Raw genomic sequence first — 21,017 nt, 5'->3', positions numbered from 1 at the left:
TCACTTGTGGAATATCAAGCCGTTCGGAATCACGCAACGGGAGCCGAAAGCGCCTCCGTACTTCCCTCAACCCACGGGCGAATGGCGACCAGGTTATCGAAGAAGGTCGCTCCCCCGCCCATGTCGGCCAGGGCGCTGGAGGTCGTGCTGTTGACGTTGGTCCGACCAGGACTGAGCTTGTTCCAGTGGATTCCGGTGGCAACGGCCACCCCCGGACGGACCTTCCCCGTCAGCGCCACGCGCGAGCGGAACCGGCCCCGGTCGTTATAGACCTCAACCCACTGCCCCTCGACCAGGCCCAGGCGGTCGGCGTCGGCCGCTGACAGCTCGATGGTCGGCTCGGCCGCCAACGCGCGATGACGTGGGTCGTTCACGAAGGTCGAGTTCAAGAACTGCGGTCGAGGCGGACTCAGGAGTTGAAACGGATAGCGCGCCGCGAGTTCAGGGCGCGTTTGTGGATCTTCGTGGGGCGGGAGATAGGTGGGGAGTGGGTCGAGTCCTTCGCGTTCCATGCGCGCGGAAAAGAACTCGCACTTGCCCGACGGGGTCGGAAACCGTCCTTCAGCAAAGGGAACGTGCTGTTCAGGCAGGTTGAGCCGGATCGAACCTTCAGCCTTGAGCCGTTCGAGTGTAATCCCATGAACCGTGGGCCCCCCGTCGAGCGCTTGCCGAATCAACGCCTCATCGTCAGGAAACAACTCAGGCGGAAATTCCAGCCGCGCCGCGAGCTCCCGGAAGACGTCGTTATTGGATCGACATTCTCCGACGGGAGCAATTGCGGGTGGATTATACATCACGAAATGATGACCGTAGGACCCATGGAGATCGATATGCTCGAGTTGGGTCGTCGCAGGCAGAACGATATCGGCATAGTCAACCGTGTCGGTCGGGAACTGTTCATGGACCACGGTAAAGAGGTCGTCGCGGAGCAAGCCTTCCGCCACTTTCGCCTGGTTCGGCGCAACCGCCGCGGGGTTGCAATTATAAACATAGAGAGCCTGAATCGGGGGCCCCGGGAGTTCGCCGGCCAGGGCCTCGGCCAACTGATTCATATTGATGGTTCGCGTCCCCGGCGGGGAGAGATCGGGGCAAGTCAACCGGTTCGCGTTAAAATCGTAGGCGCCGCTGGTGGAAAGTAAGGCGCCGCCCCCGGGATGCCGCCACGAGCCGATCAAGGCGGGCAGACAGGCGATCGTCCGCACGGCCATCCCCCCTCCCCCGTGGCGCTGGAGGCCGTAATTCAGGCGGATCAACGACGGTTGCTCCCGTGCGAGGCGATGAGCCAGGCTCTCGAGCGTCGGACGATCGACCCCGGTGATCGCCACCACGCGCTCGGGGGATACTCGGTCAGAACCCGAGTCCGGAGTTCATCCGCGCCCACGGTTCCGCGTTCGAGAAAGTCGTCGTCCTGAAGCCCGTCGCGCCAGATCACGTGCATGAGCCCCAGCGCCAGCGCGGCATCCGTCCCTGGCCGCGGCTGAATGTGCCAGTCGGACCGCTCCGCGGTCGGACTGCGATAGGGGTCGATCGTCACGATCGTCGCCCCGTTCCGCCGCGCCTGGATCATCAGGCTCCAGAGGTGACTGTTGGTATTGGCCGTATTCGAGCCCCAGTTGACGATGAAACGGCAGCCGGGCACGGCCATGGGATCGGCGCCCAACCGCCCTTGGCCCAGCGTATATTCATACCCCTTGGTGCCGGCCGTCGCGCAGATTGTACGATCGAGAATCGTGGCCCCAAGCCTGTGGAAGAACCGGCGGTCGAGGCTACTCGCCTGAAGCTTTCCCAATGTGCCGTAATAACTGTAGGGCAAAATCGCCTGCGGTCCGGCGGCCGAGCCTGCAATCTCCGCGAAACGGCGGGCGACCTCGCCGAGGGCTTCCTCCCAACTGATCCGCTCGAATCGTCCTGCCCCTTTCGGCCCAACTCGATGCAATGGGGAGAGCAGTCGATCCGGGCTATACACCCGATCGAGATACCGAGCCATTTTCTGACAGAGAAAGCCGCGAGTGAACGGGTGTTCGGGATCCCCGCGAAGATCAACGGCCACTCCCTCTTCCACCGTGACAAGCATGCTGCACGTGTCGGGGCAGTCGAGATGGCAGACACTTTTGGTCAGGGAACCGGCCGCGGTTGTCATTGGCGAAGCACTCCGGCGGATCAATCGTCGAATGCGAGGATCGTCCTCAATCAGTGTACGAAACCGGTCGCAAAGTCGGGAAGAAGTGCCAGTGCCAGCGTATCGGTGACCGCTTCCAGGCGAATCCGCAAGCCGCTTGACAAAGCCGCGGGGGCATGCGACTTTCGAAAGTGCTAACACCTGCCACGCCGCGGACGACCCGCCTTCTGGGGACACACCCAGGCCCGCCCGAGTTCCCCGGTTTGCGTCCGGATCGAAGGAGACCCTCCCCAATGGTTCGCAAACCCATCGGCCTTGCCGCCTTCATTGGTCTGACCCTGAGCGTGCCAACCTGGGCCGCGCCTCCTGAGATCAAAGGGACAAGCCCCTTTGGCGTTCAAAAGGGCGTCGTTTCCGAGGTCACGATCACGGGAGGAAACCTCGCGGGCCATCCCGAGTTGATCGCCCCGTTCCCGTTCGTGCTGACTCCGTCTGAAACACCGGGTTCGGATGCGGCCAACTGGAAGCTCAAAGTCACGGTGGCTCCCGAGACTCCCATCGGCACTTATCCGATCCGGGTGCGCACCGATGATGGTCTCTCGAACTCATTTCTCTTCTCGGTCGGCCAGCTTCCGCAGGTTGCCGAGAAAGAAGACAATAGCACGTTGGCCACCGCGCAGGCGATCGTGGCTCCCGTGGTCATCGAAGGCCAGGTGGCGGGCAATGACGTTGACTTCTACCGCTTCCCCGGCAAGAAGGGGCAGCACATTGTGGTCGACGCCCAGTGCTCACGGATCGGGTCGAGCGTCGATCCGTCGATCCGTCTGACGACGGCCGCCGGGAAGTACGTGGCCTCGGCCGATGACTCGGCCGGCCTGGTCACCGATGCCCGGATGGCCGTCCTCCTTCCCGAAGACACCGATTATCTCGTCGAGATCTCTGACTCCCGCTATCAAGGGGGAGGACGGCCCGTCTATCGACTCGTCCTCGGCGCCGTGCCAATGGCCGAGGAGATCTACCCAATCGGAGGGAGGAACGGAGAGACCGTCGGCTTTGAGCTCCGCGGTGGAACCTTGCCCGGCATCGGCGTCGTTGCTGCCACGGTGAATCGACAGCCTGACGGCGAGGTCTACCAGATCCGGGCGAGCGGGGGCGCCGCTCCCGGCGCGGCTCCGCTCGAGGTGGAGTCGCTCCCCCCCATGGACGTGAGCCTGTTTCCGGAGCTCCGCGAGCCGACCGATGCGACCTCTGCGTCAACCCCGCTTCGCGCGACGGCCCCGGTCGTCCTCAATGGCCGGATCGACCCGGCGGGCGACGAAGATCGCTTCAGCCTGGCCGTCACCCCCGGACAGGTGCTCAAGATCGAGGTGGACGCGGCCGAAAACGGCTCGGCTCTTGACGGTGTGCTCCAAGTCCTCGGCGCCAAAGACGCGGTCCTGGCCACCGCGGACGACACGACGATCCCGCCCCAAGGGGGGAAGAAAGGGAAGGCGGCCGGGATCATCTCACCCGATCCCTCGCTGAACTTCACCGTCCCAGCGAACACGACCGAGATCACCCTGGCGCTCCGAGACCTGGAGTCTCGAGGGGGCGTCGGATTCCCCTATCGCATCACGGTGGAGCCGGTCACTCCGACCTTCGAGATCGCGTTGAACGATTCTCAGATCAGCATCCCCAAGGGAAGCTCGGCGCTGGTCGGCGTGACCGTGAAACGGGTGGGCTTCAACGGGCCGATCACCCTAAGTATCGCCAATCCCCCCGCGGGCCTGACCGTCCGACCCGGGACTGTGGCCGACGGCCAAGCCGTCGGCGCCTTCTCGGTCCTGGCCAGCGCGGACGTCAGCTTCGGCGCGGTCTCGCTCAACGTGGTCGGGCAAGGACAAGGACCGACCGGCCCGATCGTCGTCGCGGCCAAGAAAGACCTCATGTTCGCCCAGCAAGGGACCTTGCCCACCTACGTCGTCGCCCAGGTCGGGCTGGCCGCGGCCCCGGCGTTGCCGAAAGTTCTGACGCTCGATGCGCCGGCCGAACCGATCGAGGTGGTTCACGGATTCGGAGCGGCGGCACCGCTCAAGTTGACGCGAACGACTGGGGCCGACGCGGAATTGGCGGTTACCCCCCTCCCCTTGCCTCCTGGCCTCGCCGTTCCGGCCGCGAAGGTCGCCGCCAAGGCCAACGAAGCGAGCGTGCCGGTCAATGCGGCCGTGGAAACACCGCTGGGCGCGATGACGATCGGCTTGATCGCCAAAGGGACGTTCGACAAGGTCGAGCACACCTTCGCGATCCCGGCGATTACGCTGAATGTGGTCCGACCCGCTGCCTTGGAACTGGCCGCCCCGGCGCTCGAAGCCAAGGCCGGATCGACGATCGAGCTGAAGGGAAAGGTCGTTCGCAAGGGTCCGTTCAAGGAACCGGTGACGGTCAAGGTCAACGGTCTCCCCGCCGGCTTGAAGGCTGATCCGGTGACACTCACGCCCGACCAGTCGGACTTCACCATCCCGGTGATTGCCGACGAGAAGGCGGCCGTAGCTCAGGCAACGGCCAACGTCACGATCGCGTTTCAGATCAACAAGAAAGACTATCCCACGCCGGCCGTTCCGCTCGCCGTGAAAGTGATCGCGAAGTAAAAAAAGACCGCTCGTGCCTGGATTTGATCCCGCCCTCCTCCCTTTGATTCGTGCTGCCAATAGGAGCCTCGCGATGCCTCGACTTCGCCCGATCGGTCTCTCCTTCGCCTTGGGGCTCGCGCTGAGCATTCCGGCTTTTGGGGACGACGCTCCGAAAGCGGCCACGGCACCGACACCGGCTGCGCCCGCAACCGGAGCGGCACCGGTCAGCTTCATGAAGGACGTTGCACCGATCTTCGTCCAGAATTGCATCGCCTGCCACAATCCGAAAAAGTCGGAGAGCAAGTACAACATGACCACGTTCGCCCAGTTGGCCAAAGGGGGCCAGCAGGGGGACGGGATCACCCTCGAACCCGGCGATCCGGACGCGAGTTTCCTGGTCGAGCTGATTCGCCCCGACGGCTCGCCGCGGATGCCCTACAAACAAGAACCGTTGGCCGCGGAGAAGGTGACGCTCATCGAACGATGGGTCAAGGAGGGGGGCAAGTACGACGGCGGAGCGCCCACGGAAGATTGGACCGCCGTGCTTCGCAAGAACACACCCATCGTGATCCCGGAAGCGTATCCCATCCCGGTCGCGATCACGGCGCTCGCGTTCAGCCCCGACAGCCAGGTGATCGCAGCGTCAGGTTATCATGAGATCACGCTCTGGAAGACCGGGGACGGGGCCCTCGACCGCCGTCTCACCGGGTTGGCCGAACGCGTCTACGAAGTCGCGTTCAGCCCCGACGGCAAGTGGATGGCAACGGCCAGCGGCGACCCCGGTCAGTTCGGGGCGGTCAAGCTTTGGCTCGCGGAACCGAATGGAGGAGGGAAGCCCGTTCGCGACCTCCTCGAAAGCATCGATTGCGTCTTCGCGGTCGCCTTCAGCCCCGATAGCAAGCTCCTCGCCGCCGCCGGCGCGGATCGCGCCATCCGGATCTGGGAGGTGGAGTCGGGCAAGGAACTCGCGGTGATCGAAGACCATGCCGACTGGATTCTCGACATCGCCTTCAGCCCCGACGGCAAGCGACTCGTGAGCGCGAGCCGTGATAAGACCAGCAAGGTCTTCGACGTCGTCAAGAAGGAGTCGATCGTCACCTTCCCCGGCCATGCCCAGACCGTCTACACCGTCGCGTTTCATCCCGACGGCAAGCACGTCTACAGCGGCGGAGAAGACAACCTCATCCGATTCTGGGCCCCTGACGAGGACGGCAAGCAAATCGGCCAAATCGGTGGATTCGGCGGCCCGGTGTTCCGGCTTCAGTTTACACCCGACGGTAAGCAAATCCTTGCCTGCGGCTCCGACAAGACCGTTCGCGTCTTCAACACCGAGAACAAGGCGGCCGTACGCTCACTCGCCGGGCATACCGACTGGATCTATACCTTCGCCATCTCGCCCGACGGCAAGACCGTCGCGTCGGGAAGCTGGGATGGCGAAGTCCGCCTCTGGAACTTGGCGGACGGCAAGCTCGAGAAGACGATCATTGCCGCGCCAGGTTACAAGCCGGCCGCCAATGTCCAGGCAGCCGCCAAGTAAAACTTCTCACAGGAAAATTCGGCGGTCGAAGGCAAAAGCGACAGGGCCAGGGTGGCGGTTTTCCGCCACCCTGGCCCTCGTTGGTTCCGGGACGCTTCGTGGGTTGATTCATTCCGGGGCCGAGAGCCTCAAGCGAACGCCTCCGCGATCGGTTCCGCTCCCTCGACCAATGCCAAGGACTCCCCTTGCCCCAGGTCGAGAGACCGCCGGGAGTCGATCCCAAGGCTCCGGTACATGGTCGCGACCAACTCGCCTGGCTGTACCGGCCGATCGGACGGGGTGGAGGCAATCTTATCGCTTGCCCCAATCACCTGGCCGCCTTGGGTGCCTCCGCCCGCGAGGACTGCACTCCAGACGCTCGGCCAATGGTCGCGACCTCCGGCGGCATTGAGCCGTGGGGTCCGGCCGAACTCGCCGGTCGCGACCACCAGCGTCGTCTCGAGAAGTCCGCGCTGCTGGAGGTCGTCGAGCAATGCCGAGAACGCCTGGTCGAGCGTCGGCAAGACCTCAGCCGCGTAGTCGTCAAGCGTGCTGAATGGCCTCGACCCGTGGCAATCCCAACTGATTCGGTTAAACACGGTTTCGAACATGTTCACCGCAACGACCCGGACGCCCGACTCCACCAGACGCCTGGCAAGCAAACAGCCTTGCCCAAATCGAGTCGGACCGTACGACTCGCGCACCGAAGCGCGCTCTCCACTCAAGTCGAACGCTCCGAGTTCGGTCGACGAACGCTCTGACCGAAGGTGGATCGGTTCAAAGCCACGCCCGAGGGCGCCGGCCGTCTGGCCGTGCGACACGTTGACCCCCGTATGGCCGATCGGACCGGGCACGACCACAAACGGCGGCACGCCGCTCTTGGGCTTGGTCACCCTCGCCACGACCGAGCCGAAGTGCGGATGCTCCTCCCCATGGCGGCAGAGCCGGCCGGTCTGGAGCAACTGGTGGCCGGTCTCGTGGATCGGCGCAGCGTCGTGATGCATCGAGCGAATCAGCGTCAGTCGATCCAACCGTTGTGCCAACCGGGGCAAATGTTCATTGATCCGTACGCCTGGCACGGCGGTGGCGATCGAACCGAACGGCCCACGAACCTCGGCCGGCGCATCGGGCTTGGGATCCCAGGTCTCGAGCTGGCTCGGCCCACCGACCAGCATCAAGAGGATCACCGCCCGCTCGCCTCCTGCCCCGGCAGCCATCGCCCGACGCAGATCGGGACAGGAAAACGCCAACGCTCCGCCCCCCCCTGCCCGAAGCAGCGCGCGGCGCGTCAGACCTGAATCTGCCCTGATTAGCCCATTTCCAAACGTGAGCATAGAATCCGCCCTTATTGCCCTGGAAAACCGAACCGGCGGTGGATCGTCTCGCGACGCGTCCTAAGATACACCCACGGTTGGGTCCGCAACAGCCATGACAACCGATCGCTCGCCACTGGCCGTGGTCGGATTATCAGGATTATCGGGGTCCTGACGAATTTACGATGCTTGGGCAATTCCGGCAATCTAGAGTAGATCGTCTTTCCAAAAGCGTCGATATGTAGGAAGGATCGAACGCAGCGGAGCCTGCGATCCCCCCGCGCTGGGACTGATTGCCCGGCGAATGCAACGGGTCAGAGCCAAGGAGGGTAACCGGGATCATGAGACATCACGTCCTGCGTTGGAGTCTACTTCTCGGAGTTGTCTGTGGGGGGGCGTTCGCGAGTCGCGAGCCCAGGGCCCGACGATCGATGGGGGGATGCCGGCCCAGCCGGGTTCGCGAGAGTCGATGCTCCCCGACGCCCCGGGGTCGGGAGGCGGCGGCCTGGGCGGCAACAGTCCCGGCGATCAAGGACAGATTCTCGGAGGACGTCCCGGGGCGTCCACGCCTCGAATCCCGACTTCCGCCACCGATCCAACGCAATCGCCTTCGCCAACGTCGCTTCAGATGGGAATCAGCGCCCCCAGGCCGAAGCCCACTCCCGAAGCGCCGTTCTATGGGTCGCTGTCGCTTCCCGAGGTGTTGGAAGACGAAGGCCCCCCCGACGGAATGACCCTTGATGCCGCCATCGACCGGGCGTTGCGGGAGAACCTCGACCTTCGCGCCAAGTTTTTCGAGATTCCCCAAGCGCAGGCCGACATCCTCCAGGCCGGCCTCCGCGCCAATCCGATCTTCTACGCCGACAGCCAGTTGGTCCCTTACGGACAGTTCACCCGGTCCCGTCCAGGGGGACAGACGCAATACGACGTCAACGTCACCTACCCGCTCGACGTCTCTCGGAAACGAAGGGCGCGGGTCGTGGTCGCAACGCGAGCCAAGCGGGTGCTCGAAGCGCTCTATCAAGACGCGGTCCGAATGCGGATCGACGAACTCTACCAGGCGTTCCTCGACGTCCTCGCCTCGCGACAGACGATTCGTTATGCCAGCAAGAGTGTCGAGGGACTCGACCGGCTCCTCGAAGTTGAGCAAAAGAAATTTCAGAAGGAAGTCACGACCCGGGCCGAGGTCAAGCGGGTGGAGATCCAGCGCGATTCCGCGAAGATCGGCCTGCTCGACGCGGAGGAGCAATATCGCAAGACCAAGCGGACCCTGGGGACGATTCTGAATCTTTCCCCCGCCGAGGTCGAATCGCTTGAGATCCACGGTACGATCTTCGACAAGTTCTCCCCCCCTCCCCCGCTGGAAGAACTCAATCGGCTCGCGCTGAATGTCCGCCCCGACATCGTGTCGTACCGCCTGGGAATCCACCGCGCCGAGGCCGACGTGAAGCTCGCCCTGGCGAATCGCTATTCCGACATCTACGTGCTCTACCAGCCCTATACGCTTCAGAACAACGCGCCGAACGGCCTGAAAAGCCCAACCTCCTGGGCGTTGGGGGTCACCGCTCCCCTGACGATCTTTAACCGCAACCAGGGGGGCATCCAGCGGGCGAAGCTCAACGTGATCCAGACCCAGGTTCAACTGGCAACCGTTGAACGTCAGACGCTGACCGAAGTCGCTCAGGCCTACCAGGAGTATCAAACCTCGCTCGAGATGGTGCGGAAGATCGAGAAAGACGTCCTCCCCGACGCCGAGATGGTGCTCAGCGACTCGCGTCGCCTCTTCCTCGGTGGCGAAAAGGATGTGACCTACTACCTGAGTGCCCAGCGCGACTACAACGACCTGGTGAAACAATACCTCGATACCATGGTCCGACACCGTCGCAGCATGCTGGCGCTGAATACCGCGATCGGTCATCGGGTCTTGCCGTGAGCCCGAGCCACCCCGGAAGCACGCTCGGACCGGGAAAACCGCGTGGCGAATCGAAGTGGTCCGCCCCGCAGTTCCCAGTGACTTCACTCAAAACAAACGCCCCGCTCACGCATCAGGCCATCAAGTTCTTGACGACCTTGGCCAGGGCAGCCCCGGTGTCGGTCAAGCTGTAGAAATTGTTCTTGCCTTGGCGACGGGGGGCGATGATCCCACCGTGCCGAAGCAGGGCCAAGTGATGACTGACGGCGGGCTGGCTCTGGTTCAACTGTTCGCACAACGCCCCCACGTGTCGCTCGCCATCGGCAAGGATCAGGATGACCTGAAGTCGCGTGGGATCGCTCACATGCTTCAGCAAAATCGAGGCTCGACGAGCCTGCTGGAACCGCTGGTCCACCGTCTTGACCGGTTTCGCCTTGGTCGCAGCAGTCTTGGTCGCGGCGGTCTTGGTGGGTGCGAGCTTGGGATTGGTCTTGGTCGCCATGAGAGTGAACTCCTGCCCTGGGTATGCGGATGTGAAAACGAGGAATCGGTGGATTATCCCACCCGAGGCGTTCGGAAAAACCGAGAGAACAGCGAAACGTACGCGTCCCAGAGGAACGGTGTTTCAAAAAAACCGAGAGGGGGGGAAGAAGTGAAACACCAACGACCGAACCGGGAGAACAACGTCGTTCTCAATTCTTATCGTAGACTATCTAATGTCAGTGCCTAGGTAAAATTTATGACAACTTTGGTGATTGAGGACATTTAACTTCATTTTTTACTTAGCCGACCGAAATTTGCAATCGTTATGAATTTTGATTCGTCGTTTTCAGCGAAAATGACAGCGACGAAGCATTACGGACATTCCGCCATGATCGCGCGTGCGAATAAGAGAATGCGATAAGTGTAACGCGAGCCAGCGATTCCGCAAGTGGTCTCTCCAACGAGTCCGGCCTCGGCTCCGATTCATAAGGCAGTCATACGCTCATGCACTCAGTGAGGGTGAGCCGCCTGGCATCGCGGCGAACGCAGATTTGGCGAAGGCGTTGGGCGCGATGACGGAGCATACCCGCATCTGTGCCTTTGCCGCGATGACATGAGGTCTCAATTCCATTCGCAACCGGCGACCGGCCGGAGCTTCAAAGGAGGGAGATGATGATGCGTCGCAACCGGGTTGGCTTCCGGCCCGCCGTCGAAGGGATCGAAGCGCGTCTGCTGCTGTCGGCGGCCGGCCTGGTGACCCGTTCCCGACCGCACCACGCCGCAGTCGTGGCCCAGGCCGGAATCGACCCCTCGACAATTCCGCCGAACCCGTTGTTTTTCCCCACCGGTCAGCCCACCCCCCATGAAGCCGCCCGCCAACGGTTCGTCGCCAAGTTCGTGGGGCCGTTCACGGTCGGCCCCGGTCGATTCAGCAGCGAAACGCAGCAACTCTACATCCGAGGGAATGGCGGATCGAACCAGTTCCTGCATGGAAACACCCAATTGGCAGTCATCACGCCTGCCGATCCCACGCAGCCGCTCGGTGGCTCGATGACCATGTTCGATCGCAATACCAGCACCAACAGCTCGCTCGGTCTCCAATTCGTCGCCGATCGCGCGACCGACCTGGACTCGGCCGGTCGGCCCATCCACCTCACGATTTACGATATCAAGTCAGAAGAGAGCGGTGGTTCTTACGCTTCCGCCCTCGCCGTGGGAACCGTCAACATCCGCTACTCGCCGAGCGGCCGTCGCTCGCCCGGGGTTCTGAGCCAAGGAACGGCAACCGTCACGGTCCGCGCGCTCATCTACACGAGCGGGACCAATGGCATCCTCAAGAACGCCGACCTCAATACGACGGGGCACTAACCGGGAGGTCCCAATCCAAAAGCGGCGCTGGTCGCCCCGCCGGTCATGACTTCGGAGTCGACTCGGTCGCGGCCGGGACCAAGGGGGCGATGAACTTCAGGAGCTCCGAGACCTGCAGGTTCTTCACCGCGTTCCCCACCTCGATCCGCGCCAGCCGCCCTTCCGAGTCAATCACAGCGGTACAGAGGTTGTGAATGATCTCGGTCGAGGTCGGGCCGTACGTCAAGCCGAGCGGCCCGGCCACCTTGGCGAGTTCGTCATGCGAAGCGACCGCAAACGTCCAGAGCGGCGGTTTTGCCCCCTGGATCTCCGCATGCTTGCGAAGCACCTCCGGGGTATCGTGCTCGGGATCGAAGCTGATCGAGAGTAGGCGAACACGACTCGAACGCTCAGGTGACGCGGCGAGCTTGCCGGCGAGCTCGGCGAACTTCCGATCCATCAACGGACAAAAGTCCGGGAGTGGACAACGCGTGTAAATAAATGTCAGCGCCACGATATTACCGCGCAATTCCGAGAGCTTCAGGGGACGCCCATCCTGGGTCGTCACCACGAAGTCAGGGACCAGATCCCCCGGTTCCAAACGCTTCGGCGCCTCGCGAATCGTCAGATTCTTCATGGACAGGGTCAGCGTCTTCGGCGTCGCCAAGGCGGGCCGGCTGACCACCAACCCGGTCAACTCGTAGTCCTTCACGACCTCCCCCTCCTTCTCGACTTGCAGGTCCCCCTCGACCTCATCGCCCGGCTGGAGATCGTCAAGCAGCGCATGATCTTTCAAGGTGAATGGCATCGTCATTGCATTCATGAAACCTGGAATGGATTCATGTGCAATGACCACCTGACCGGACTTGGGCGTGACCCGCTTCACGACGCCCGTCAACTTGTAATGGGTGAGGGTCGGGGAGGGAGACTTGACCGGCTCGGTCGCACGGGGCGGTTCCGTGCTCGAGGGCGTTCGCGACGTACAACCGGCCGACATCCCGAGCGCGGCGACGAGGGTGAGGCGGAGAATCAGAAATCGGTTCATGACGATAAACTCACGAGGAGACGGGACCGCGCGTCGGTGTGGTGCGGAATGGGAACGTTTCGTCGACGGGGCTCTTGGCGATTTCCTCGAGCGCGACCGCGAGGCGCTCGACGACGAGCTCGGTCAACTCTTGCCCCTTGGCCGCGGTGGCCGGCCGAGGGTCGCCCGCCCCTGAGTTCGTGGTCAGCAGGTGCCAGGCGCGGGTGATCTCCATCCAGCCCTGATTGACCGACTCGAACCGAGACGGCTGCATCGTTCCCGGATCGGCCTGATCCATGGCCACGAGATCGGGATGGTGGGCGAGGATCATGCTCGTCTCCATCTCGCCCGCGTGGTCCCCCGCGTCTTCGAAGATCAGCTTGTACCGGTCCGCCGCAACCTTGTACCAATGGCACAGGAAGAGATGAACCGGTGTGGTCCGATGGAGTTCCCGGAGCACCCACTTCAGGTCGTTCCCACCATGGCCGTTGAGCAAGAGACACTTACGGATCCCGTGGGCCGCCAGCGACTCCACCAGGTCGGTGATCACCCGCGCGACCGTGGACGGGTTCAGGTTCATCGCCATCGGGAACCGCATCTGATTCGTCTCGGTGCCATACGGAATCGCTGGCAAGAGGACGACGCGAGCCCCCTGTTGGTGGGCACGTTCGCACGCGCGTTCACCAATCAGGTTGACTTGGAGGGTGTCGGTCCCGTACGGCAGGTGGAGGTTGTGCGGTTCGGTCGCTCCCAGGGGGAGGACGGCAAGATCGAAGGGGGGTTGCGCTTTGATGATTCCGTAGTTCAGGTCAGCGAGTACCCAGGGACGTATCATGATTTCCGCTTCGGGATCGGGTCGGAAGCCGGATCGCTCGCCGACGCGCAGCGCCAGGCGATCGGCCTTCGGACCTTCTCCTCGGTCGTCTCCAGTGCCATTGCGGACCCCACGGCCAGTCCGGTACGATCGGTGCTGGTCGTTGCCACCGCTATAGTTCCAATAAACCGTGGGTTGGCCGTCCGATGCAAGCCTTCGAAGCCACGAACCTCTATTTTGACCAGGCCGCGTCGGTACTGGACCTGACTGACAATATGCGCACCTTGATGATCACCCCGGACCGCGAACTCCGCGTCGAGGTGACCATCGAGATGGATTCAGGTCAGATCGGCAACTTCATCGGCTACCGGGTCCAGCACGACAATGCGCGCGGACCGTTCAAAGGGGGACTGCGCTATCATCCCCACGTCGATCAGGACGAGGCCCGATCGCTGGCCAGCCTGATGACCTGGAAGACCGCGGTCGTCGACCTCCCGTTCGGAGGCGGCAAAGGGGGAATCAACTGCGACCCGAACAAGCTCTCCCGCGGCGAGCTTGAACGACTCACCCGCAAATTTGTTCAGCAGATCCACGACTTTATCGGCCCCGATAAAGACATCCCAGCCCCCGACGTCGGCACCGACGCGCAGGTTATGGCCTGGATCATGAACGAATATGCGAAGTATCATGGTTTCCATCCCGCCTGCGTGACCGGCAAGCCGGTCGAATTTCACGGCTCGGCCGGACGCGAGGCTGCCACCGGCTATGGCGTCGCCATCGTCACCCGCGAAATGCTGAGCCGCTTGAAGCAGACGATCGCCGGGACCACGTTCGCCATCCAAGGGTACGGCAATGTCGGCAGTCACACGGCGAACTTCCTCCACGAGCAAGGGGGAAAGATCGTCTCCGTCTCCGACGCCTACGGCGCGATCGTCAACGTCGAAGGCATCGACATCGACGCCCTCAACAAGCACGTCGCCCTCCATCGTAAGGTTGTTGGGTTCAAGGGCGGAGATCCGAGCACCAACGAACATCTGCTCACGATGCCGGTCGACGTCCTGATCCCGGCCGCCCTCGGTGGCGTTTTTGACGCCAAGATGGCCCAGGCGGTGCAGGCCAAGCTGATCATCGAGGCGGCCAACGGCCCCACCTGGCCTGATGCCGATGCCATTTTCCACGATCGCGGGATTATCGTGGTCCCCGATATTCTCGCCAATGCCGGCGGCGTCATCGTCAGCTACTTTGAGTGGGTGCAGAACCTTCAGCACTTCCGCTGGTCGCTCGATCAGGTACGCCGCGAGGAGGAGAGCCGCCTCGTCGAAAGTTTCACCAAGATCTACGAGCTCGCCCACCGCAAGTCGGTCTCGTTGCGCACCGCCGCGTTCATGCTGGCCATCTCCCGGGTCGGCCGGGCGCGCGTCCTCGGCGGCATTTGAGCCCGAACCCCAAAACGATCGAACTCCAGCAGCTCAGGCGCACCCGGGTGGACTACCACTACGTCCCCACTCGTGTTTTTTTTTCAGATTTGCTGACCCTCGAACTCGACTCTCGAAGCGACTCCATTCCCCAAAAAGCGCCATGAACGATCATCACGTTTATCAGAATCCCCTGATCACACGCTACGCAAGCCGGGAGATGGCCGAACTCTGGTCGTCACAACGCAAGTTCTCGACCTGGCGCCGGCTCTGGGTCGCCCTGGCCGAAGCCGAGCGCGCACTCGGCCTGAACGTGTCCGAGGCTCAGATCGCCGAGCTTCGGGCGAACGTCGACCAGATTGATTTCGAGGCCGCCCGTAAGCACGAGAAACGCCTCAGGCACGACGTCATGGCGCACGTCCACACCCTGGGCGATGCCGCGCCCTCGGCACGGGCGATCATCCATCTGGGCGCAACCAGCTGTTTTGTCACCGACAATACGGACCTGATCCTGATCCGCGAGGGCCTGAGCCTGATCCGCGATCAACTCGTGGGCGCGATCGACGGCCTGGCCGAATTTGCGGTGCGCTGGAAGGATCTCCCCTGCCTCGGTTACACCCACTTCCAGCCCGCCCAGCTCGTGACCGTGGGCAAGCGCGCCACGCTCTGGTGCTATGAGCTGATTCTCGACTACCACGAAATCGAACGGCGGATCGCGGCCTTGAGGTTCTTGGGAGTGAAGGGAACGACCGGCACCCAGGCCAGTTTCCTCGCGCTCTTCGACGGCGATCACGCGAAGGTCGAGGAGTTGGATCGAAGAGTCGCCGCGGCGTTCGGGTTCGACGGTTCGGTCCCGGTCTCGGGGCAGACGTACACCCGAAAGGTCGACTCCCAAGCGACCGCCGCGCTCGCCGGCATCGCCGAGACCGCGCATCGGTTCGGGTCGGACCTTCGGCTCCTTGCCCACGAGCGCGAACTGGACGAGCCGTTCGAGGCCGAGCAGATCGGTTCCTCGGCCATGGCCTACAAGCGAAATCCGATGCGGGCCGAGCGGATGTGCTCGATCGCTCGATTCGCGATGGGCCTGGCTCCCATCGCCGGGCAAACGGCCGCCACCCAGTGGCTGGAACGCACCCTCGACGATAGCGCGGTGCGACGGTTGGTCCTGCCGCAGGCCTTCCTCGCCGTCGACGCCGTTCTGAACCTCTACCTCAACGTGGTTCCCGGGTTCGTGGTCCATCCCGCCATCATCGGCCGACACGTCCGCGATGAGCTGCCGTTCATGGCCACCGAGAACCTCCTCATGGCCGGGGTCCAGGCAGGGGGCGACCGCCAGGAGCTCCACGAACGAGTCCGGATCCACTCCCTGGCCGCCGCCGCTCGGCTCAAGGAAGGGGCCGGTGACAACGATCTCATCGACCGCCTGCGCAACGACCCGGCGTTCGCCAAACTCGACTTCGAGACCCTGCTCGACCCGCTCCGATTCGTCGGCCGCGCCCCCGAGCAGGTGGTGGATTTCGTGACCAACGAAGTCGAACCGATCCGCCGCGCCCATCCGAATCTGCTCGGCCAGAAGCGCGACGTCGACGTCTAAATTCGCCCCGTCCCCTTTGATTTTTCCCCGGGCCTCCCTTGAGGCCCTGGCCGGTGGCACGGCCCCCGATGGGACGGCCCGGGGCAACGCGCCGCTGACGGCCGTTGAGTAAGAGGCGTTGCTTCAGAGCGTACGCCGTGGCCGACCGTACGAGTCGGCGGCCTGGCAGTCGGAGCCGGCGTCTCGTTCAGGCTTGGTGTCGGCGTTCCGTCCCCTGGGGAGGCCGAAGAGCGGGAACAACGGTTCCTGACACCTTTTCGTCTCCCACGCTGGGCCGCGAGCCAGTCCCCTTTTTCCTTCGCTGTGTGCATCGTGGAGGTAATCCGCGGCAGGAATACGGCCGGAACACCGGAACTTGGTTTCCCCTTCTCACCACGAACGGGTCCGTCTCTGCAGGAGGCAAGGATCGTAGCCTTGCGCGCGTAGATAAATTCAATGGTATCATCTAAGCTATCATGATCTCTCGCCTTGAGCTTGCCGCGGGCGACCATTAGCACATCAGACTCATGAGGCTCCCTGCCATGCGACGCGTGCTGGTCATCGGCCTGACTCTCCTGGTCGCTTTCGCTGTGATGGTAGGCGTTCGTGCCCGGTACCAGCGGAGGCAGTTCCAGCAAGCCGCGGTGCTCGCAGCGGCTACGGTGGACGAGGCCGAGGCCAAGCCGAGCACACCGATTCCTCAGGATGCCACGGCGTTAGAAAAGCAACGGCACGATCTGCTGGCATGGAACCGCCGGACGCTCCAGGAGGCGTATGATCGGGTCGGCAAGAAAGACCCGCGCTGGGACGAGCTGGCCCGCAAGACGTTGGATCTGGCCGCGCGGACGTTCAGCGGTGAGGTCGACCCTCAGGTCACCTTCGACGACGTGTACCCGGCGGCCAGGGCCGCCGTGGAGGCCGGTTGCGACGACCCGATGGTGGCGTATCTCTATGCCCGGACGTCGGTCGGGGCGAATGATCCCGGCCCGGAGGAGGGACTTCGCCGTGCCCGGGCTGCCGCCCAGGGGCTCGCGGCCAGCCGTTATCCGGCCATGCGTCGCGCGGTGGCCCTGCGCTTCAGTGGAGGCATGGCTCTGTCCGGTGAGAACCCGGGCGACTCGAATCGCAAAGAGGCCCAGCGCGACTTCGACGCCGCGCTGGCCCTGCTCGAGGAAAGTGTAGCCAGCGATGAGCACAACGAGATCTGGGAAGCGAACTGGCTCAACACACTGATCGAGTTGACCAGGGGCTACCGCACGCTCGACGTCCCCGCGGAGGCTGCCTACGAGCGAGTGGATGCCGGACTGGCCCGGGTGGCTGGCGCGAAGGTCCTCCGACTCATCTACCGCGGCAATTTCTGGTTCAATTATGGCTGGGAAGCCCGCACCCAATCGTTCGCTCCAAGGGTTCCCGCGGGGGGCTTTGATACGCTGGAGAAGCGGCTTGCGGTCGCCCAGGAGGCCTACCAGGACGCCTGGAAACTTCAGCCCACTTCGGGCGAGGTGGCGCGAAGGCTTCTGGAAATCGACAAGTCGGTCAGCGGCGATCGTGCCACGATGGAACTCTGGTTCGAGCGTGCCATGAAGCTGAACGGCGACGACCGCACGACCTGCTGGTCCAAGCTCGACTGGCTCGATCCCAAGTGGCACGGCTCGGCCGAGGACATGCTCGCCTTCGGACGCGCCTGCCGCGACACAAAGAACTCGCGGACCGGAATCACTCTCCTGGTCGCCGACGCGCACTGGCGGATCGCTTCCAAGCTCGGCGGCGAGAACCAGCCCAAGTACCTGGCGGTGCCCGCGGTCTGGGCCGATATCCAGTCCGTCTACCATGAATACTTGAAGCATCACCCGGTCGACGACGTCGCCCGGAGCAAGTTCGCGACGTTCTGCTACCTGAGCGGCCACTTTCGCGAGGCGGAGGTGCAATACGTAGCGCTGGGAGACCATCTCACGCAATGGAGCGAATTCCCCTACGTTCCGCTCAACCAACTGAAACGGAACCGCGCGCACAACGCGACCATCGTCATGAGCAATGACCTCCAGATTGGATTTCCCGGCTGGCACTTCGTGGGAGGTACGAATCAGGACGGCCGCTGGAAGGTCAACATCCCCGTCGGGGCCGAACACAAGAGCAAGCCTGGCATCCTTGGGGCCGACGCAAGCCACGTCTGGAAATGCACCGCCGATGGAATCACCTATGAGATCCGCGTTCTCCTCCTTGCCGATGCCCTCCGAAACGATCGTCCCGAGCGTGTCCTGGACGCGGCTCGCTCCGTCGTCGCTGAGGAGCGCGGCTCCCAGCCTCGCAACCTGCGCGACACCCTGCTCGCGGCTCGCCCCGCGCAAGAGTACGATATCGATGCGCCCGTGCTGAAACCAATGCAACTGCGAGTCAAAACCGCCGTCATCGGAAACTGGCTCTACGAGCTTTCCGTCACGGCCAGCAAGAACGACGTGACCGGCGGTGCTGCCCGCGAGTTCTTTGACTCATTTGCGTTCCAACCGGTGCCAAAGCCATCCACCGATGCGGATGCAGCCCCTGAATGAGCCAGGCAAACGTGTAGCGTTCTCAAGTGGAAGGGATTGGCGAATTCAAAGGGGTCAGGAGCCGATATGGCCATATCGGCTCCTGACCCCTTTGAATTCGCCTCGATGGTAATCGAAGGAACTGGATTGTTAAATTTCGGACGAACACGGTACTATCTAACCTACGTTCCGCACATCTCTGGTTCATTATCTCCGAATTTCCGGCGGCCTGCAATTTCAGCGATCGTAGGCCGTCGCCATGCCAAGCAGGTTCAGAATCTGGCGTTGCAACTTGGAGAGCTCGGTCGTGAATTCCACCGGCGTTTGCCCCTCCACGATCAGCTGATGACGCTGCACCTCCTCGAACAAATCAATCACCCGACGGGCCGTCGGGCGATGGCACGCTCGACCTTCCGGGTACAGAGCCACGCTCTTCACACCATCGCGTTTCATCGCCGCACGCAGTTCCCGCTCCAGCAGCGCCTCGGTCAACAGGGCCAAGAAATAGACGCAAAGCAGCGACTGGATTCGCCCCACGTTCTGCAGGTACACAGGCGCCACATCAAAGTCTGTCTTGAGTTGGGAGAACCGCTTCTCGATTACCGGCTGACGCTTGTATGCTAATAGCAATTCTTCCTCAGTAAGCAATAACTCGTTGGTGACTAGGGGAAAGACACCGTCGACGCACATCTCCGCCGCGAGAGCAACATGGTCGATGCGGTAAGTCAATGCGATGCGAACGGTCTCCTCTTTCACGTAGCGCGTCTGGTCATTGGGACGGCCACGCCGCTCCTGACGGTAAGTTTCCTCCCGTTTTTCCACGACTTCGACCGTGATCCACCGGGCCAAGTCCCGCGCCTCCAGGATGGCCGCGACCGCCTCCTTGACCTTCCCGAGTTGGCGATAGCGGCTACGCGGCGAGCTGAGTTTTAACCGCAGTTCCGACAACGCCAGCAATGCACGCTCCACTTGCTGATGACGTGATGACGCGTCGACTTCCGCCTTCCGTGTGCTGTGACACCAGATCAGACGGTAGCCCTCGGCACTGAGGGTCGCCGTCTCGGCCACGCTGTAGCGTTCCAGGAGAACTCCCTTCTCATCCCGCTTCTCATGGATCGGCTTCCAGGTCACCTGGTCCTGGTACAACAACGCGCGGAATTCGCCATCTTCGGAGCGGGTACGAGGCAGGATGCTCAGGAATCGGCCGCCGTGCTGATGCAGGTAAGCCATGTTCTCGGCGGTAGCGAGCTTGCAGTCGGCCACATACAGAAAGTCCCGTCGCCCGGTCAACTGGCACAGCAGGTCCCAGGTGGCACGATGAGTGCGGTCGTCGGTGGTATTGCCGCTTTCGACGCGGAAGTGAACCGGTACGCCGCCATCGCGAGTGACGGTCAGGACGTAGAGCAGTTGCTTGAGGTCGGGGCGATGATCCTTGTTGTGCCCCCAGGTAATGGCCTGGGTCTTCTGGCCACGCATCAGGTCCTCTTGGGCCGCCTCGCGATAGTCGCCGTGGAAGGTGATTGTGGTCGAGTCGTTATGGAGTTCGTCCAACGCGACGTTGAACTCCGCCACGGCATGGGTGGCGACGGCCAGGGTGAGCGAGGGGACATTGGCGTCGAAGAGTCGGTCGAGACAACGTCCGACGCGGTCGTCGTTCCAGTGGGGCAGTTGGGCCGGGGTCAGAGCGAACCATTCGGCGGGGTGTCGACTCGCCCATTGGCCGACGCCATACATGGGTTCACGGGAGACGAGGAGGTTCTTGAGCAAGAGAAGTAGGCCGGTGGAGGTGGCGATCTTTTGGCGGGCATCCTCGGGAGGAAGGTATTCGCGGAGGAATTCATCAAGTCGGAGTCGGCGGATGATCCGATCGAGGATGGGAAGGGCGCCGAGCCGGAAGGACTTGAGGGACTGACCGCCGGTGTGGGCCGCCTCGCCGGGACTGAGCTCGGGAGCGGGATTCGGCTGGCGCGGTCGTTTTTGTTCTGGCATGGACCATGGCCTCGGGAGGGATCAAATCGTCCTCGACGTGCCCTCGATTGGCGACGGACGTCGGGTCGTGATTCCCGTCGGCATGATTGTCCGAGAGTCGAGCGGGTCAAGGTGGAAAATTTTGCAGAATTCCAGAAATAATTACGCCTTTACGTAAGTCTAGGCCCGCAAGACTTACGTCAAAAGCGAATCCTCAAGTTTGACACCGAAAGGAGGCAGGGAACGGTTGGGACATTGCCTTGCATGGGAAACAAGCGAAGAATCGATGGGGAACGATCCCGATGGGTTGGCGGGACGAGGAGGCGTGATGTGAGCAAGTCAGTGGCGGAGATCATGGCAGGAGCGGGTCGCGGGAGCCAACACGTCAACGCATGC

At 62.8% G+C, this 21,017-nt stretch carries 15 protein-coding genes; 7 read left to right on the top strand and 8 right to left on the bottom strand.

Annotated elements, in window-relative coordinates; genetic code table 11:
- Positions 1-29: 29 nt before the first annotated feature.
- Both BUS42_RS44790 and BUS42_RS44785 read right to left on the bottom strand, forming a co-directional pair.
- Positions 30-1,253, bottom strand: coding sequence for a molybdopterin-containing oxidoreductase family protein (locus BUS42_RS44790; protein WP_410001676.1), 1,224 nt, complete (start codon positions 1,251-1,253; stop codon positions 30-32).
- Complete coding sequence (locus BUS42_RS44785) at positions 1,250-2,140, bottom strand: molybdopterin-dependent oxidoreductase (RefSeq protein WP_254053332.1); 891 nt, start codon at positions 2,138-2,140, stop codon at positions 1,250-1,252. The genes BUS42_RS44790 and BUS42_RS44785 overlap by 4 nt, the downstream gene beginning before the upstream one ends.
- A 272-nt stretch (positions 2,141-2,412) precedes the next feature.
- Between BUS42_RS44785 and BUS42_RS05965 the strand changes: the two genes are divergently transcribed.
- A complete protein-coding gene (locus tag BUS42_RS05965; protein ID WP_074306107.1) occupies positions 2,413-4,746 on the top strand; it encodes a hypothetical protein in 2,334 nt (777 codons plus the stop codon).
- Positions 4,747-4,819: 73 nt separating this feature from the next.
- Positions 4,820-6,265, top strand: a complete 1,446-nt coding sequence (locus BUS42_RS05960; protein ID WP_074306105.1) for a c-type cytochrome domain-containing protein — start codon at positions 4,820-4,822, stop codon at positions 6,263-6,265.
- A 128-nt stretch (positions 6,266-6,393) separates the two neighbouring features.
- Here BUS42_RS05960 and BUS42_RS05955 read toward each other — a convergent pair whose 3' ends face one another.
- Positions 6,394-7,461: a DUF1501 domain-containing protein gene (locus tag BUS42_RS05955; protein ID WP_083670070.1), complete on the bottom strand. Its 1,068-nt coding sequence runs from the start codon at positions 7,459-7,461 to the stop codon at positions 6,394-6,396.
- Between the two features lie 535 nt (positions 7,462-7,996).
- Between BUS42_RS05955 and BUS42_RS05950 the strand changes: the two genes are divergently transcribed.
- Positions 7,997-9,490: a TolC family protein gene (locus BUS42_RS05950; RefSeq protein ID WP_254053331.1), complete on the top strand. Its 1,494-nt coding sequence runs from the start codon at positions 7,997-7,999 to the stop codon at positions 9,488-9,490.
- A 112-nt stretch (positions 9,491-9,602) separates the two neighbouring features.
- On the opposite strand, the gene BUS42_RS05945 is transcribed toward BUS42_RS05950, so the two are convergent.
- On the bottom strand, positions 9,603-9,971 hold the full coding sequence (locus tag BUS42_RS05945; protein WP_074306101.1) for an ArsR/SmtB family transcription factor: 369 nt from the start codon (positions 9,969-9,971) through the stop codon (positions 9,603-9,605).
- Positions 9,972-10,621: 650 nt separating this feature from the next.
- Here BUS42_RS05945 and BUS42_RS05940 point away from each other — a divergent pair.
- Positions 10,622-11,320, top strand: coding sequence for a hypothetical protein (locus tag BUS42_RS05940; protein WP_254053330.1), 699 nt, complete (start codon positions 10,622-10,624; stop codon positions 11,318-11,320).
- A 43-nt stretch (positions 11,321-11,363) separates the two neighbouring features.
- On the opposite strand, the gene BUS42_RS05935 is transcribed toward BUS42_RS05940, so the two are convergent.
- From BUS42_RS05935 to BUS42_RS43510, 3 genes are read right to left on the bottom strand one after another with little or no spacing between them, the layout of a single operon-like run.
- Positions 11,364-12,344, bottom strand: coding sequence for a copper-binding protein (locus BUS42_RS05935; RefSeq protein WP_074306098.1), 981 nt, complete (start codon positions 12,342-12,344; stop codon positions 11,364-11,366).
- 10 nt (positions 12,345-12,354) lie between these two features.
- Positions 12,355-13,158 carry a creatininase family protein gene (locus BUS42_RS05930; protein WP_074306096.1) on the bottom strand — a complete coding sequence of 268 codons (804 nt, stop codon included), beginning with the start codon at positions 13,156-13,158 and terminating at the stop codon, positions 12,355-12,357.
- The gene (locus BUS42_RS43510; protein ID WP_159452173.1) at positions 13,155-13,307 is read right to left on the bottom strand and encodes a hypothetical protein; all 153 of its coding nucleotides are present in this window, start codon (positions 13,305-13,307) and stop codon (positions 13,155-13,157) included. The genes BUS42_RS05930 and BUS42_RS43510 overlap by 4 nt, the downstream gene beginning before the upstream one ends.
- A gap of 36 nt (positions 13,308-13,343) precedes the next feature.
- Between BUS42_RS43510 and BUS42_RS05925 the strand changes: the two genes are divergently transcribed.
- The 3 genes from BUS42_RS05925 (at position 13,344) to BUS42_RS05915 (ending at position 18,674) form a co-directional block, all read left to right on the top strand.
- Complete coding sequence (locus tag BUS42_RS05925) at positions 13,344-14,573, top strand: Glu/Leu/Phe/Val family dehydrogenase (protein ID WP_074306094.1); 1,230 nt, start codon at positions 13,344-13,346, stop codon at positions 14,571-14,573.
- Positions 14,574-14,715: 142 nt separating this feature from the next.
- Positions 14,716-16,146, top strand: coding sequence for an adenylosuccinate lyase (gene purB, locus BUS42_RS05920; protein ID WP_074306092.1), 1,431 nt, complete (start codon positions 14,716-14,718; stop codon positions 16,144-16,146).
- A gap of 521 nt (positions 16,147-16,667) precedes the next feature.
- Positions 16,668-18,674 (top strand): hypothetical protein, encoded by a 2,007-nt coding sequence (locus BUS42_RS05915; RefSeq protein WP_074306090.1) that lies wholly within the window; start codon positions 16,668-16,670, stop codon positions 18,672-18,674.
- Positions 18,675-18,890: 216 nt separating this feature from the next.
- On the opposite strand, the gene BUS42_RS05910 is transcribed toward BUS42_RS05915, so the two are convergent.
- Positions 18,891-20,642, bottom strand: coding sequence for an IS1634 family transposase (locus BUS42_RS05910; protein ID WP_083670069.1), 1,752 nt, complete (start codon positions 20,640-20,642; stop codon positions 18,891-18,893).
- Positions 20,643-21,017: the final 375 nt, after the last annotated feature.

The sequence above is a fragment of the Singulisphaera sp. GP187 genome, assembly GCF_900129635.1.
Classification (GTDB): domain Bacteria; phylum Planctomycetota; class Planctomycetia; order Isosphaerales; family Isosphaeraceae; genus Singulisphaera.
The sequence above is the reverse complement of the archived record's forward strand: the minus strand, read 5'-3'. Positions and strand labels throughout refer to the sequence as shown.

Bases quoted from the DNA above. Each gene is read 5' to 3' on its own strand.
- BUS42_RS44785 (WP_254053332.1), bottom strand. From the start codon at position 2,140: ATGACAACCGCGGCCGGTTCCCTGACCAAAAGTGTCTGCCATCTCGAC.
- BUS42_RS05965 (WP_074306107.1), top strand. From the start codon at position 2,413: ATGGTTCGCAAACCCATCGGCCTTGCCGCCTTCATTGGTCTGACCCTG.
- BUS42_RS05960 (WP_074306105.1), top strand. From the start codon at position 4,820: ATGCCTCGACTTCGCCCGATCGGTCTCTCCTTCGCCTTGGGGCTCGCG.
- BUS42_RS05955 (WP_083670070.1), bottom strand. From the start codon at position 7,461: ATGGCTGCCGGGGCAGGAGGCGAGCGGGCGGTGATCCTCTTGATGCTG.
- BUS42_RS05950 (WP_254053331.1), top strand. From the start codon at position 7,997: ATGCCGGCCCAGCCGGGTTCGCGAGAGTCGATGCTCCCCGACGCCCCG.
- BUS42_RS05945 (WP_074306101.1), bottom strand. From the start codon at position 9,971: ATGGCGACCAAGACCAATCCCAAGCTCGCACCCACCAAGACCGCCGCG.
- BUS42_RS05940 (WP_254053330.1), top strand. From the start codon at position 10,622: ATGATGATGCGTCGCAACCGGGTTGGCTTCCGGCCCGCCGTCGAAGGG.
- BUS42_RS05935 (WP_074306098.1), bottom strand. From the start codon at position 12,344: ATGAACCGATTTCTGATTCTCCGCCTCACCCTCGTCGCCGCGCTCGGG.
- BUS42_RS05930 (WP_074306096.1), bottom strand. From the start codon at position 13,158: ATGATACGTCCCTGGGTACTCGCTGACCTGAACTACGGAATCATCAAA.
- BUS42_RS05925 (WP_074306094.1), top strand. From the start codon at position 13,344: ATGCAAGCCTTCGAAGCCACGAACCTCTATTTTGACCAGGCCGCGTCG.
- purB (WP_074306092.1), top strand. From the start codon at position 14,716: ATGAACGATCATCACGTTTATCAGAATCCCCTGATCACACGCTACGCA.
- BUS42_RS05915 (WP_074306090.1), top strand. From the start codon at position 16,668: ATGCGACGCGTGCTGGTCATCGGCCTGACTCTCCTGGTCGCTTTCGCT.
- BUS42_RS05910 (WP_083670069.1), bottom strand. From the start codon at position 20,642: ATGCCAGAACAAAAACGACCGCGCCAGCCGAATCCCGCTCCCGAGCTC.